Annotated in this window: 15 protein-coding genes; 9 read left to right on the forward strand and 6 right to left on the reverse strand. The window is 46.2% G+C overall.

Annotated elements, in window-relative coordinates; genetic code table 11:
• Positions 1–44: 44 nt before the first annotated feature.
• From gspH to AC3CIA_RS00595, 7 genes are read left to right on the forward strand one after another with little or no spacing between them, the layout of a single operon-like run.
• Positions 45–638: a type II secretion system minor pseudopilin GspH gene (gspH, locus tag AC3CIA_RS00565; protein ID WP_488518332.1), complete on the forward strand. Its 594-nt coding sequence runs from the start codon at positions 45–47 to the stop codon at positions 636–638.
• Positions 625–999 (forward strand): type II secretion system minor pseudopilin GspI, encoded by a 375-nt coding sequence (gspI, locus tag AC3CIA_RS00570; RefSeq protein ID WP_488518333.1) that lies wholly within the window; start codon positions 625–627, stop codon positions 997–999. The genes gspH and gspI overlap by 14 nt, the downstream gene beginning before the upstream one ends.
• Positions 986–1,717, forward strand: a complete 732-nt coding sequence (gene gspJ / locus AC3CIA_RS00575) for a type II secretion system minor pseudopilin GspJ (RefSeq protein ID WP_488518334.1) — start codon at positions 986–988, stop codon at positions 1,715–1,717. Before gspI ends, gspJ begins: the two co-directional genes overlap by 14 nt.
• On the forward strand, positions 1,710–2,759 hold the full coding sequence (gspK, locus tag AC3CIA_RS00580; protein WP_065207355.1) for a type II secretion system minor pseudopilin GspK: 1,050 nt from the start codon (positions 1,710–1,712) through the stop codon (positions 2,757–2,759). The genes gspJ and gspK overlap by 8 nt, the downstream gene beginning before the upstream one ends.
• Positions 2,728–3,975 (forward strand): type II secretion system protein GspL, encoded by a 1,248-nt coding sequence (gene gspL / locus AC3CIA_RS00585; protein WP_488518335.1) that lies wholly within the window; start codon positions 2,728–2,730, stop codon positions 3,973–3,975. The genes gspK and gspL overlap by 32 nt, the downstream gene beginning before the upstream one ends.
• 20 nt (positions 3,976–3,995) lie before the next feature.
• The gene (locus AC3CIA_RS00590; protein ID WP_017081685.1) at positions 3,996–4,484 is read left to right on the forward strand and encodes a type II secretion system protein M; all 489 of its coding nucleotides are present in this window, start codon (positions 3,996–3,998) and stop codon (positions 4,482–4,484) included.
• A gap of 1 nt (position 4,485) precedes the next feature.
• Positions 4,486–5,265 (forward strand): type II secretion system protein N, encoded by a 780-nt coding sequence (locus AC3CIA_RS00595; RefSeq protein WP_171328747.1) that lies wholly within the window; start codon positions 4,486–4,488, stop codon positions 5,263–5,265.
• A 149-nt stretch (positions 5,266–5,414) separates the two neighbouring features.
• On the opposite strand, the gene cysQ is transcribed toward AC3CIA_RS00595, so the two are convergent.
• From cysQ to AC3CIA_RS00615, 4 genes are all read right to left on the reverse strand, one after another.
• The gene (gene cysQ, locus AC3CIA_RS00600; RefSeq protein ID WP_004735610.1) at positions 5,415–6,242 is read right to left on the reverse strand and encodes a 3'(2'),5'-bisphosphate nucleotidase CysQ; all 828 of its coding nucleotides are present in this window, start codon (positions 6,240–6,242) and stop codon (positions 5,415–5,417) included.
• Positions 6,243–6,278: 36 nt separating this feature from the next.
• Positions 6,279–6,830 carry an ADP compounds hydrolase NudE gene (gene nudE, locus AC3CIA_RS00605; RefSeq protein ID WP_488518336.1) on the reverse strand — a complete coding sequence of 184 codons (552 nt, stop codon included), beginning with the start codon at positions 6,828–6,830 and terminating at the stop codon, positions 6,279–6,281.
• A 313-nt stretch (positions 6,831–7,143) separates the two neighbouring features.
• A complete protein-coding gene (gene nfuA / locus AC3CIA_RS00610) occupies positions 7,144–7,728 on the reverse strand; it encodes a Fe-S biogenesis protein NfuA (RefSeq protein ID WP_004735612.1) in 585 nt (194 codons plus the stop codon).
• Between the two features lie 109 nt (positions 7,729–7,837).
• On the reverse strand, positions 7,838–8,551 hold the full coding sequence (locus AC3CIA_RS00615) for a ComF family protein (protein WP_488518337.1): 714 nt from the start codon (positions 8,549–8,551) through the stop codon (positions 7,838–7,840).
• Positions 8,552–8,644: 93 nt separating this feature from the next.
• Here AC3CIA_RS00615 and bioH point away from each other — a divergent pair, with 93 nt between their 5' ends.
• Positions 8,645–9,421 (forward strand): pimeloyl-ACP methyl ester esterase BioH, encoded by a 777-nt coding sequence (gene bioH / locus AC3CIA_RS00620; protein WP_488518338.1) that lies wholly within the window; start codon positions 8,645–8,647, stop codon positions 9,419–9,421.
• A gap of 173 nt (positions 9,422–9,594) precedes the next feature.
• Positions 9,595–10,068 (forward strand): ATP-dependent Lon protease, encoded by a 474-nt coding sequence (locus AC3CIA_RS00625; protein ID WP_488518339.1) that lies wholly within the window; start codon positions 9,595–9,597, stop codon positions 10,066–10,068.
• Between the two features lie 170 nt (positions 10,069–10,238).
• On the opposite strand, the gene AC3CIA_RS00630 is transcribed toward AC3CIA_RS00625, so the two are convergent.
• Positions 10,239–12,569 (reverse strand): Tex family protein, encoded by a 2,331-nt coding sequence (locus AC3CIA_RS00630; RefSeq protein ID WP_488518340.1) that lies wholly within the window; start codon positions 12,567–12,569, stop codon positions 10,239–10,241.
• A gap of 673 nt (positions 12,570–13,242) precedes the next feature.
• Positions 13,243–13,725 (reverse strand): transcription elongation factor GreB, encoded by a 483-nt coding sequence (gene greB, locus AC3CIA_RS00635; protein ID WP_010433615.1) that lies wholly within the window; start codon positions 13,723–13,725, stop codon positions 13,243–13,245.
• Between the last annotated feature and the right edge of the window lie 160 nt (positions 13,726–13,885).

Consider the following 13,885-nt stretch of genomic DNA (forward strand, 5'->3'; position numbering starts at 1 on the left):
GATACGTTATTGATGGTAGTACGCAAAAAAATGGAGTCTACAAGGTGAAAACTAAGCAAACACAGCCAGGTTTCACCTTGATTGAGATTCTTTTGGTGTTGGTATTACTGTCAGTATCGGCAGTCGCGGTGATCTCGACCATCCCTACCAATAGCAAAGATGTTGCTAAAAAATACGCTCAAAGCTTTTATCAGCGAATTCAACTACTCAATGAAGAGGCTATTTTGAGTGGCTTAGATTTTGGTGTTCGTGTTGATGAAAAGAAATCGACCTACGTTCTGATGACTTTGAAGTCTGATGGTTGGCAAGAAACTGAGTTCGAAAAGATCCCTTCTTCAACTGAATTACCAGAAGACCTCGCACTGACGCTGACACTCGGTGGTGGTGCGTGGGAAGACGACGATCGCCTTTTTAATCCGGGAAGCTTATTTGATGAAGATATGTTTGCGGATCTTGAAGAGGAAAAGAAGCCAAAGCCACCACAGATCTACATCTTGTCGAGTGCTGAAACGACACCTTTTACGCTTTCTTTTTACCCGAATACCGGCGATACCGTGCAAGATGGCTGGCGTATTCGCGTGTTAGATAATGGTGTGATTCGACTGCTAGAGCCGGGAGAAGAAGATGAAGAGGAATAAACGTTCTCCTTATCGTTCTCGAGGAATGACTCTGCTTGAAGTATTAGTTGCGCTGGCTATCTTTGCTACGGCGGCGATCAGTGTGATTCGTGCCGTCACCCAGCACATCAATACACTCAGTTATCTAGAAGAGAAAACCTTCGCTGCGATGGTTGTTGATAATCAAATGGCCTTGGTGATGCTGCATCCTGAGAAACTTAAAAAAGCGCAAGGTACGCAAGAGTTAGCGGGAAGAGAGTGGTTCTGGAAGGTGACTCCCATCGATACTAGCGATAATTTATTAAAGGCGTTTGATGTGAGTGCGGCAACCAGTAAGAAAGCTTCTCCAGTCGTCACGGTGCGCAGTTATGTGGTTAACTAAGATCGTGTCGCTAACTAAAAGCATGTCGGCAAATAAGCGTATGCCACGCAAGCAAGGTCTATCTTCAAAAGGGAGAGGCTTTACCTTAATTGAAGTTTTGGTCTCGATCGCTATCTTTGCCACGTTAAGTATGGCGGCTTATCAGGTGGTTAATCAGGTGCAGCGAAGTAACGAGATCTCGATTGAGCGCAGTGCTCGTTTGAACCAACTGCAACGCAGTTTAGTCATTTTAGATAATGATTTTCGCCAGATGGCGGTGCGACAATTTCGTACCAATGGTGAAGAAGCATCATCTAAGCTGATCTTAATGAAAGAGTATTTACTGGATTCCGACAGTGTTGGCATCATGTTTACTCGCCTAGGTTGGCACAACCCGCAGCAGCAGTTTCCTCGCGGAGAAGTAACGAAGGTTGGCTACCGCATTAAAGAAGAAACACTTGAGCGTGTATGGTGGCGTTATCCCGATACACCTTCAGGCCAAGAAGGTGTGATTACCCCTCTGCTTGATGATGTCGAAAGCTTGGAATTTGAGTTTTATGACGGCAGTCGTTGGGGTAAAGAGTGGCAAACCGATAAATCATTGCCTAAAGCGGTAAGACTAAAGCTGACTTTGAAAGATTATGGTGAGATAGAACGTGTTTATCTCACGCCAAGTGGTACGTTAGACCAAGCCGATGACGCTGATGACTCTTCAAATAGTGAGGGGAATAATGGCTAATCGAATCAATCGCCTTACTAAGAGAAGCTCTGCCTTAGGGCGTAAGCAGCGTGGTGTGGCACTGATCGTGATCCTGATGCTACTGGCGATCATGGCCACCATTGCGGGCAGTATGTCCGAGCGTTTGTTTACCCAATTCAAGCGCGTTGGCAACCAACTGAATTACCAACAAGCTTACTGGTATAGCATTGGTGTAGAAGCGTTGGTGCAAGACGGTATTAGGCAAAGTTACAAAGACAGTGATACGGTGAACCTAAGCCAACCATGGGCGTTAGAAGAGCAGGTATACCCATTGGATTATGGCCAAGTCAAAGGTCGTATCGTGGATGCACAGGCTTGCTTTAATCTTAATGCCTTAGCCGGAGTGACGACCACTTCAAGTAACCAGGCTCCTTATTTAATCACGGTTTGGCAAACCTTACTGGAAAACCAAGACGTTGAGCCTTATCAGGCTGAGGTTATCGCAAATTCAACGTGGGAGTTTGTTGATGCTGATACACGAACTACCTCTTCGTCTGGCGTAGAAGACAGCACCTATGAAGCGATGAAGCCCTCTTATTTAGCGGCGAATGGCTTGATGGCCGATGAATCCGAGTTACGAGCGGTTTATCAGGTCACTGGTGAGGTGATGAATAAGGTTCGCCCCTTTGTTTGTGCTCTGCCAACCGATGATTTCCGTTTGAACGTGAATACACTCACGGAAAAGCAAGCGCCTTTATTGGAAGCGATGTTTGCGCCAGGCTTAAGTGAATCGGATGCCAAACAGCTGATAGATAAACGCCCATTTGATGGTTGGGATACGGTAGATGCATTTATGGCTGAACCTGCCATTGTTGGTGTAAGTGCCGAAGTCAGCAAGAAAGCGAAAGCATATTTAACTGTAGATAGCGCCTATTTTGAGCTAGATGCAGAGGTATTAGTTGAGCAGTCACGTGTACGTATACGGACGCTTTTCTATAGTAGTAATCGAGAAACAGTGACGGTAGTACGCCGTCGTTTTGGAGGAATCAGTGAGCGAGTTTCTGACCGTTCGACTGAGTAGCGAACCACAGAGCCCTGTGCAGTGGTTAGTTTGGTCGACAAGCCAACAAGAAGTGATAGCAAGCGGTGAACTGTCTAGCTGGGAACAGCTTGACGAGTTAACGCCTTACGCTGAGAAGCGCAGCTGTATCGCTTTATTGCCGGGAAATGAATGCTTAATTAAGCGTGTTGAGATCCCGAAAGGTGCTGCTCGCCAGTTCGACTCTATGCTGCCGTTTTTGTTAGAAGACGAAGTCGCACAAGATATCGAAGACTTACACCTGACCATTTTAGATAAAGATGCCACTCACGCTACCGTGTGTGGTGTGGATCGTGAATGGTTAAAACAAGCTTTAGACCTGTTTCGCGAAGCCAATATAATCTTCCGCAAGGTGCTACCAGATACACTAGCCGTGCCTTTTGAAGAACAAGGCATCAGTGCATTACAGATCGACCAACATTGGTTATTACGCCAAGGTCACTCTCAACGTCAAGGTAACTATCAAGCCGTATCAATCAGCGAAGCATGGTTACCGATGTTTTTGCAAAGTGATTGGGTTGTCGCTGGTGAGGAAGAGCAAGCGACGACTATCTTCAGCTATACCGCGATGCCGAGCGACGACGTTCAACAGCAAAGCGGTCTCGAGTGGCAAGCAAAGCCTGCCGAGTTGGTGATGTCTTTATTGAGTCAGCAAGCGATCACAAGCGGCGTAAATTTACTGACTGGCACCTTTAAAACCAAATCTTCATTCAGTAAATATTGGCGTGTTTGGCAGAAAGTGGCGATTGCTGCTTGTTTGCTGGTGGCCGTGATTGTGACTCAACAAGTGTTGAAGGTTCAGCAATACGAAGCGCAAGCACAAGCCTACCGCATGGAGAGTGAGCGTATCTTTAGAGCGGTGCTGCCTGGTAAACAACGCATTCCGACCGTGAGTTACCTCAAGCGTCAGATGAACGACGAAGCTAAGAAATACGGTGGTTCAGGCGAGGGTGATTCCTTACTTGGTTGGTTAGCTTTGCTGCCTGAAACCTTAGGGCAAGTGAAGACGATCGAAGTTGAAAGCATTCGCTACGATGGCAACCGTTCTGAGGTTCGACTGCAGGCGAAAAGTTCTGACTTCCAACACTTTGAGACCGCAAGGGTGAAGCTCGAAGAGAAGTTTGTCGTTGAGCAAGGGCCATTGAACCGTAATGGCGATGCCGTATTTGGCAGTTTTACTCTTAAACCCCATCAATAACCTGCGTAAGGAGATCAGTGATGAGAAATATGATTGAACCACTCCAAGCGTGGTGGACTTCAATAAGTCAAAGAGAGCAACGATTAGTCATTGGTTGTTCTATTTTATTGATACTGGGTGTTGTCTATTGGGGATTAATACAACCACTTAGCCAACGAGCCGAGCTTGCACAAAGCCGCATTCAAAGTGAGAAGCAACTTCTGGCTTGGGTAACCGACAAAGCCAATCAAGTGGTTGAACTACGAGGCAGTGGTGGCATCAGTGCGAGCCAGCCTTTGAACCAATCTGTGCCTGCTTCTATGCGCCGTTTTAACATCGAGCTGATACGCGTACAACCACGCGGTGAGATGCTGCAAGTTTGGATTAAGCCTGTGCCATTTAATAAGTTCGTTGACTGGCTGACATACCTGAAAGAAAAGCAGGGTGTTGAGGTTGAGTTCATGGATATTGATCGCTCTGATAGCCCTGGGGTTATTGAGATCAACCGACTACAGTTTAAACGAGGTTAATGTGAAACGCGGTTTATCTTTCAAATATGGCCTGTTATTCAGCGTCATTTTTATCGTTTTTTTCTCGGTAAGCTTGTTGCTGCATTTGCCTGTCGCTTTTGCTCTCAAGCATGCACCCGTCGTGCGTGGTTTAAGCATTGAAGGCGTTGAGGGCACAGTTTGGCAAGGTCGCGCTAACAATATTGCGTGGCAGCGTATCAATTACGGCTCAGTGCAGTGGGACTTCCAGTTCTCTAAACTATTCCAAGCCAAAGCAGAACTTGCGGTTCGCTTTGGTCGTAACAGCGATATGAACTTATCAGGTAAAGGACGTGTCGGGTATAGCATGAGCGGTGCTTACGCGGAAAACTTAGTGGCATCAATGCCTGCCAGCAACGTGATGAAATATGCGCCTACTATCCCAGTGCCAGTGTCTATTGCAGGGCAAGTTGAACTGACAATCAAACATGCTGTTCATGCTCAACCTTGGTGCCAATCGGGCGAAGGTACGCTTGCTTGGTCTGGTGCAGCTGTCGACTCGCCAGTGGGTTCATTAGACCTTGGTCCTGTGATTGCGGACATAACCTGTGAAGACAACACAATTGCAGCCAAAGGCATTCAGAAGAGCGAGCAAGTGGACAGTGAGTTTTCCGCGAGCGTAACGCCTAACCAACGCTACACATCAGCGGCGTGGTTTAAACCGGGTGCTGAGTTCCCTCCCGCGATGCAGAGTCAGCTTAAGTGGTTGGGCAACCCTGATAGCCAAGGTAAATACCAATTTACTTATCAAGGCCGCTTTTAGCCCGGTATCTACTTCTGAGCTAGTATCTGTTGGTTAGTACATTTGGCGATCAAATCGCAAGATATAAAAATGGGCACCTCACTGAGGTGCCCGTTTTTTTTGTTCTGAGAATCTAGAGGATATCTGACGGTTAAAGAGAGCAAACTCGCCTAATCTTTACCTTGTAAGATCTCTGCCCAAGGTAAGTCTGCATCACCAAGAACAATGAAGTTCGGGTTCTCAAGCGTCTCTCTTTCATTGTACGAGAGTGGTTCTAATTGAGTGCTTAGGATTCGGCCTCCCGCTTCTTCAACAATGCATTGGGTTGCCGCGGTATCCCACTCTCCGGTTGGTCCAATACGTAGATAACAATCCACAGCGCCTTCGGCAACCAAGCATGCCTTCAGCGCTGCTGAACCTAGAGGAACCAAATCATAGTTCCAAGCAGAGCTCATACGGTTAGTGATGCGATTGATGTCTTGGCGACGGCTGATTGCCATCGCGATGGATTGGTTTGGCAGCTCGTGACGATGCGTTTTGATTTTTACACTGTCATTGAGGTCTGGGATCTTCCAAGCGCCTTTGCCACTGTATGCGTAATAGCTCACGCCTGAAACAGGTGCGTACACGACGCCCATTACCGGCTTGTTATGCTCAATTAAGGCGATGATTGTTGCAAAGTCGCCACTTCTTGCGATGAACTCTTGCGTGCCATCGAGTGGGTCAACCAACCAGTAGCGATCCCATTGAGAGCGTTGCTCTAGGCTGATGTCGGCGTCTTCTTCGGATAATACGGGAATATCAGGCGTCAATTCACTGAGTTTTTTTAATATCAGCTTATGTGCTGCAAGATCAGCACTGGTTACCGGAGTGTCATCACTCTTGGTGAACTCTTCGTAATCCTTTTTTTCATAGATCTCTAAGATGAGTTGGCCTGCAGATCGAGCAATCTCAATGATAGAGGGTAGGAGGTGAGACAAATCTTTTGTTATTGGCATAAATATTCTCTTACTCTTCGAGCGAGCCTAAATGTTCTAATTATTGTTTAATACACGAAGGGCTAATAGTAGGGCTGTAATACTGCGAGCCTCACAGAAGTCGAGATGCGTTAACAGTTCTTCTGCTTGAGCAAGTGGCCAGCGCACAATATCTAGTGGCTCTGGCTCATCACCTTCTAGTTTCTCTGGGTAGAGTTCTTCTGCGATAAACAGCGTCATTTTGCTAGAGAAATAAGAGGGTGCAAGGATCACTTCTTTAAGAGGAGTGAGCTTGTTGGCACCGAAGCCAATCTCTTCTTTTAGTTCACGAACGGCGGCTTGATTGGGCTGCTCACCTGGATCAATTAGCCCTTTTGGGAAGCCGAGTTCATAGCGCTCTGTGCCCGCTGCGTATTCACGCACTAACAGAATATCGCCTTGTTCAGTAATCGGAACCATCATTACTGCGTTGCGGCCGCTGGGCTTCATGCGTTCGTAGGTACGCTCTACACCGTTGGAAAAGAGTAAATCGAGAGACTCGATAGAGAATAGTTTTGATTGAGCGACAGTTTGTTGAGCCAAAATTTCTGGCTTGGTCCTTTTTGTCATTGCGCTCGCTCCTTAGCTCATTGGAATTCTTTCTTATAAAGTCATTCTAATATAGGGGAAATAGAGTTGAGTTCCTAGATCCTAGTTTTCATATCCTGGAATTATTGGATCAGGAACCGATTGCGATCACTTGAATACCTTACTCCAAATGGTAACGCGCCCGTCATTATTGGCATTGAACGAGAAATAGACGGTTCGGAAGTGCTCTGCTGTTTTAAACACAAAAAAAGGTTGATGCTTGCGCATCAACCTTTTGATTGAATCTTTAACTTTCTACTGGCTAAGACTGCATGAGTGCTTAGTCGTAAAGTGATTAGTAGTAAGAGTGCTCACCGCGATCGTGCTCAGTGGCATCACGAACGGCCGTCAATTCACCTTCGAATTGTTGAAGAAGTTCTTTCTCGATGCCTTCTTTAAGCGTTACGTCAACCATAGAACAACCGTTACAACCGCCGCCGAATGCAACGATAGCTGCGCCTTCTTCAGTGATCTCTACTAGGCTAACGTGACCGCCGTGGCCAGCAAGCTGTGGGTTCACTTGTGTTTGGATTGCATACTCAACACGCTCTATCAGAGTTGCGTCGTCTGATACTTTACGCATCTTAGCGTTTGGTGCTTTTAACGTGAGTTGAGAGCCCATTTTGTCAGTTACGAAGTCAATCTCAGCTTCGTCTAGGAATGGTAGGCTTAGCTCATCAACGTATGCCGAGAAAGCGTCGAAAGAAAGCTTAGTGTCAGACGCTTCGATAGCATCTGTTGGGCAGTAAGAAACACCACACTCAGCGTTTTGTGTGCCTGGGTTTACCACGAACACACGAATGTTTGTACCTTCAGGCTGCTGTGACAGCAGATTGGCAAAGTGAGTTTGAGCTGTTTCTGTAATAGTAATATTTGACACGACGAATACCTGAGTAGATTTGTAGGTTATTAGCGCCATTCTACTCCTGTCAGATTTGTAATTCAGCCCTTTTTTGTTGGATTGCTGTACAAGTAGCGATTCACAGCAATTATCCAGAGGGCTCAGGAGTGCGGCAGATGCAGTAAATATCAATCCTTTTAACGCCCACTTCAAGTAGTAATTGGCATAATTGATGCACTGTACTGCCTGTGGTTACAACATCATCAATTATCGCGATGTTAGGGTAATCAATCGCTGAGAAATTCGTATTACGCAGCGTGAAAGCATCTTTGAGATTGCTCTGTCTTGCTGATTTGGTTAATCCTTGTTGTGAAGGTGTTGAGTGAGAACGTCGAAATAAAACCGTATTTTTAACGTTCAGTTCCTGAGCTGTGTAATGTGCCAATAACTGGCTCTGATTAAAGCCTCGATGAATGTATCGAGTCCAATGTAAAGGAACACTGGTAATCAACGTTGCTGGGTGTTGAATACGTGACGCTAGCAGTTTCGACAGATCACGAGCAAACCAGAACTTATCGGCGTACTTCATCTGTTGGATATAACGTGCCGTTGGGAAGGTGTAGTCCCCAACACAATAGAGGCGATGCCAAGGTGGAGGTTGAGATAAGCATTGACCACACTGTTCGACGATCGTCAGTGTTTTCAAGCCACATCGTTGGCAACGAGGAACTGACTCAAAGAGATTAAGACAAGAATCACACCATCGAGGGTGAACATCGCTGTACGACTTATCTAGCTTGCATAAGTGGCATTGAGGTGTGACCAGACGTGGTGTGTGTTTTTGAAGCCAATCGGATAACATAGCTTGTGATGCTTTTGGGTTATGGTGTTCCTTTTGCTCACCATACTGAAAAATGCAGGTTATTGCTGATGGAAAAAGTAGGGAATATTGAGAATGAGTGACGCGTTATATTGGCATGTTTCAGGGCAAGGACCTGATTTAGTTCTGGTTCACGGCTGGGGTATGAATGGTGCCGTATGGCAGCAAACGGTTACTGCTTTAGAGTCCGATTTCCGAGTACATGTCGTAGATCTGCCAGGTTATGGACACAGTGCGCATTGCCACGCTCAAGATCTTGAAGAGATTGCTCAACAACTATTGGCCGACGCGCCCAAGCAAGCGATTTGGGTGGGTTGGTCACTCGGTGGTTTGGTCGCGACACACATGGCTCTCCATCACTCAGATTACGTAAGCAAACTGGTGACTGTTGCTAGCTCTCCTAAATTCGCCGCTGCAAAAGAACCCGTATTATGGCGAGGCATTCAGCCAAACGTATTAACCGCATTCACAGAGCAACTGGTTGAAGACTTTCAAACCACCATCGAACGCTTTATGGCGTTGCAAGCCATGGGTAGCCCTTCTGCAAGACAAGATGTCAAACAACTCAAGCAAGCGGTGCTTTCACGCCCGTTGCCGAATCCCGATTCATTATTGGCTGGTTTAAAGATGCTGTCAGACGTTGACCTCCGTGAACAATTACCGCAGATCTCTGTGCCTATGCTGCGTTTATACGGTCGATTAGATGGGCTTGTGCCAATCAAGGTTGCAAAAGACTTGGGCAAAGCCTTACCTCATACCGAACAATACATCTTCACTCAGTCTTCACATGCGCCTTTTATGACTGAAGCAGATGCCTTTTGCAGTGAACTGGTCAGCTTCGCGCAAAAATAATCGCTAAATTTATCGCTGGCTTGGTCGATATATGATCTAACCAAGGCGTTGCATGATACTCAGACCTAACTCTCTCCTGAGCTGATTGCGGTAAGTTTTGGGCTATGCCTGCTGTGTAACTCAGTACAACAGCGTTATAGCAATAACGATGGGCGATTCTTGAGGAGTTCGCGATGATTGTGTCACCTGCAACTGCAGTGAGTGTGCCACTGATCGCCCCATCCGTTAATGTGCAAACAGAGCAAGTTGCGCGTGATAATAGAGTTCGAGAACCTGTCGCTCCCGCCGTAGCATTGGCGAAAACCAATGCAGAGCGAAAGGTAAAACCGGACGATAAGCGAAGGCAGCAGTCGGCTTGGGACCCTTCAGACCATCCTGGTTATGAAATGGAGAACGAGTCAGAGGCCAATTCGATTAGCCAAGAAGAGCCACAAGATCCTTTTGATAGGCTGTTCAGCTTATTGGCACTGAGAACATACAGTGCTGATCAAGGAAAAGGCTATACCATGCGATTCCGCCTGCCAAAGCATGTTTTAGATGCGGCGATTCAGGAGGGACAGATGGAGAAACGACGTAAGGTCATAAAATATCATTATGGTCATGCTGTTGTGCCTCATGCTCCATCAGGAATGCTAGTTGTATTGTAAACCGTTTGGTGTTGTGAACATGATTCATGTGAACTGATCAAATAGCGATACAGCTGGTTTTGATGTCTCTTTTGAACACATAATAAAAAAACCTGCATACCCTAAGGGATGCAGGTTTTCTGTTTTTACAGGCTATTTATTTCACGACACGCAGTCGTTTTATTGACCTATTATTTCTTCGCTTTAGCAAAGGCAGCGGCAAAAGCACCACCCATCGCCGCGTTTTGTTGCGGTTCTTCTCGACGACGTTGTCCACCTTGCGAATTTTGATTCGGGCGGTTTTGCGTGCGAGGTGTACTTGAACGTTGGGTACGGTTGTCTTGGCCGGGTTCATCTTTCATACGCATGCTTAGCGCAATACGTTTACGTTGAACATCGACTTCCATCACCTTCACTTTGACGATTTCCCCCGTTTTCACGACTTCATGAGGATCAGAGACAAAACGATCGGTTAGCGCTGATATATGCACTAAACCGTCTTGGTGAACACCAATGTCAATGAAGGCGCCAAAGTTGGCTACGTTTGAAACTACACCTTCTAAGATCATGCCGGGTTCTAGGTCAGACATGCTATTTACACCATCGGCGAAGGTTGCTGTCTTGAATTCAGGACGAGGATCTCGACCCGGCTTATCCAATTCTTTGATGATGTCGGTTACCGTAGGTACACCGAAGTTCTCATTGGTGTAATCAACCGCATGTAAACCACGTAAGAAGTCTGTATTACCCACCAGAGACTTGATGTCTTTGTGGTTTTTCTCGGCGATGGTTTTCACCAATGGGTAAGCTTCTGGGTGAACTGAAGATGCGTCTAATGGATTCTTACCATCCATGATTCTCAGGAAACCCGCACACTGTTCAAAGGCTTTTGGCCCTAAACGAGCGACTTTTTTGAGTGTTGTACGCGCTTCGAAGCGACCGTTTTCATCACGGAAGTCTACGATGTTCTGAGCGATGGTGGTAGAAAGGCCGGCTACACGAGTTAACAGTGCAGCAGAAGCAGTATTCACATCAACACCAACCGCGTTTACACAGTCTTCGACAATCGCATCTAGGCGCTTAGCGAGCATAGTTTGGCTCACGTCGTGTTGGTATTGGCCCACACCGATCGATTTAGGGTCAATCTTCACCAGCTCTGCCAATGGATCTTGCAGACGACGGGCAATAGACACCGCACCACGAATCGATACATCCATGTTAGGGAATTCTTTTGCTGCTAACTCAGAAGCCGAATAAACCGATGCGCCAGCCTCACTCACTATGATTTTTTGCGCTGTAAGGTTGCCACGCTTAATCACATCAGCAACAAAGCTGTCTGTTTCGCGTGAAGCCGTACCATTACCAATCGCAATCAAATCAACATTGTATTGGCGAACCATCTGCTCAACCACGTGCGCAGACTTGTCGTATTGCTTCTGTGGTGGGTGAGGGTAAATGGTTTCTGTTGCTAGAACCTTACCCGTTGAATCCACCACGGCGATTTTCGAACCGGTACGTAAACCCGGATCCAAGCCCAAGGTTGCGCGAGGGCCAGCAGGTGCTGCCATCAACAAATCTTTAAGGTTGGTTGCGAACACTTCAATCGCTTCGATCTCACCGCGTTCTTTCATCGCGCCCATCAACTCGGTTTCCATGTGCATAGAAACTTTGATGCGCCACGCCCAGCTAATCACTTGCTTACGCCATGCATCTGCAGGTGCGCTGCTCAGGGTAATGCCATAATGATCAGAGATGATGTTCTCGCAGTAAGAGCCACGTACACCTTCTTCTTGCTCTGGATCAGCATTCATTGCCAGCGTTAGGAAGCCTTCATTTCGGCCTCGCAACATCGCAAGCGCACGGTGTGAAGGTACTTTGTTGAGTGTTTCGTTGTGTTTGAAGTAATCTTTGAATTTCTCGCCAGCTTGCTCTTTGCCTGCCACGACACGTGAAACGAGCTCAGAGTTGCGTGTTAGATGTTGGCGAATCTTTTCAAGTAGGTTTGCGTCTTCTGCAATACGCTCCATCACGATTGCACGTGCCCCATCCAGTGCCGCTTTAGTATCAGCAATGCCTTTATCGCTGCTGATGAAGTTAGCGGCTTCGGTTTCAGGATCGTGTTGTGGTTCATTCCAAAGTGTATCTGCAAGTGGCTCTAAGCCTGCTTCAATCGCGATCTGGCCTTTGGTGCGGCGCTTTGGTTTGTATGGCAGGTATAAATCTTCTAGGCGAGTCTTGCTGTCGGCTTGAGTAATATCACGCTCTAATTCTGGCGTGAGTTTACCTTGGTCTTGAATTGACTTAAGAATCGTTTGGCGGCGATCGTCAAGTTCGCGAAGGTAAGAAAGGCGACTATCAAGGTTACGTAGCTGGGTATCGTCTAAGCCACCCGTGACTTCTTTACGGTAGCGGGCAATAAAGGGAACGGTGTTACCGTCGTCAATTAGGTTGACTGCGGCGGTGACTTGCTCTGAACGAACATTCAGTTCTTCAGCGATCAGTCGACAGATAGCTTGGCTCATCCGATGAATCTCTTATTTAATATCATGACAAATACATGGGGGTGAGCGTACGCTTTTTCTAGCTTTGGCTGTGTAATTATCCTGTCAGAAGTCGAATTTCCGTTTGTGATATCCGCTTTGTGCGAGATCTCTCACACGTGATGTAAGCCTAAGTCGCCTTAAACCTGTCAATATGTCTTAATTTAATTTTAAGTTGTTGATTTTTAATTACATGATGTTTTGGGGCGTATTTCTCACCTGAAATGTTTTTTGGGACTATCTAGGAAACTCGCCCAAATACCGTAATATTTAACTTGTCGACAGGGAGTTGGCAGGAACAGGAAAAAGCCTAATGGACTAGGTATCTTCAGGATGAAGATTTGATTACTTAGGATGAGTGGTCAGCAAGGAAGTAATAATCTCTGGATGAGATTCGCCAGTCAGGATGACAGGCTAGAATGGACACCGCTAGGATGGCGATGAACAAAAAGGAAATTGGTTAAAGGATTTAGCCACTATCAAGGACAGATGCAGGGAGCACCTTATCTCGAAGAGATAAACAGTAGCCGGATTGCTGCGATAGAGACTTAACCCCGCCAGGCGCAAGCCTAGCGGGGTTTTCTTTTATCTGGCGTTTGTGATTTTGCCAGCTTCGAGCTGTTATAGTCGGTTAACTGCGCTTGTCTAGTCAGTTCTAAGCGTTATCTGTGTAGTGAATCGAATTGATAAACCATTCTTTTATGCCTTCCGGGGTCTTCACCTCGAACTCATCGTCGACTTCCTTTTTAAGCAAAGCTCTAGCCATAGGTGAGTCGATAGAGATATAGCCTTTGGCATCGCCGTAGATCTCTTCAGGGCCGACAATACGAAACTTCTTAATTTCCCCATCATCATTCTCAATTTCCACCCAAGCACCGAAAAATACCTTACCTTCTTGTTGCGGTGAGTAATCAACGATAGTCACATCAGGTAGGAATTTTCTTAAGAAACGGACTCGGCGATCAATCTGACGAAGCAAACGCTTATTGAAGGTGTAATCTGCGTTTTCTGATCGATCTCCAAGGCTTGCAGCCCAAGTGACTATTTTGGTTATTTCTGGACGCTTCTCGTGCCATAAGTGGTCATGTTCTGCTTTGAGCTTGTTATAACCTTCGCGGGTGATAAGTTTGGTTTTCATAAATCTGACTTAATGAAATGATGATCTAAGATAGAATATATAGAAAGGCAACATACGTTAACAATTATTTAGGCGACTTTTTCTCCAATAATGTTACATTTTTAATGTCTTATACCAATATACAATTTACCAAGAATGCTTAACCTTATGTTTAAGCTTT

The sequence above is a fragment of the Vibrio sp. QJM3NY_27 genome, from assembly GCF_057785955.1.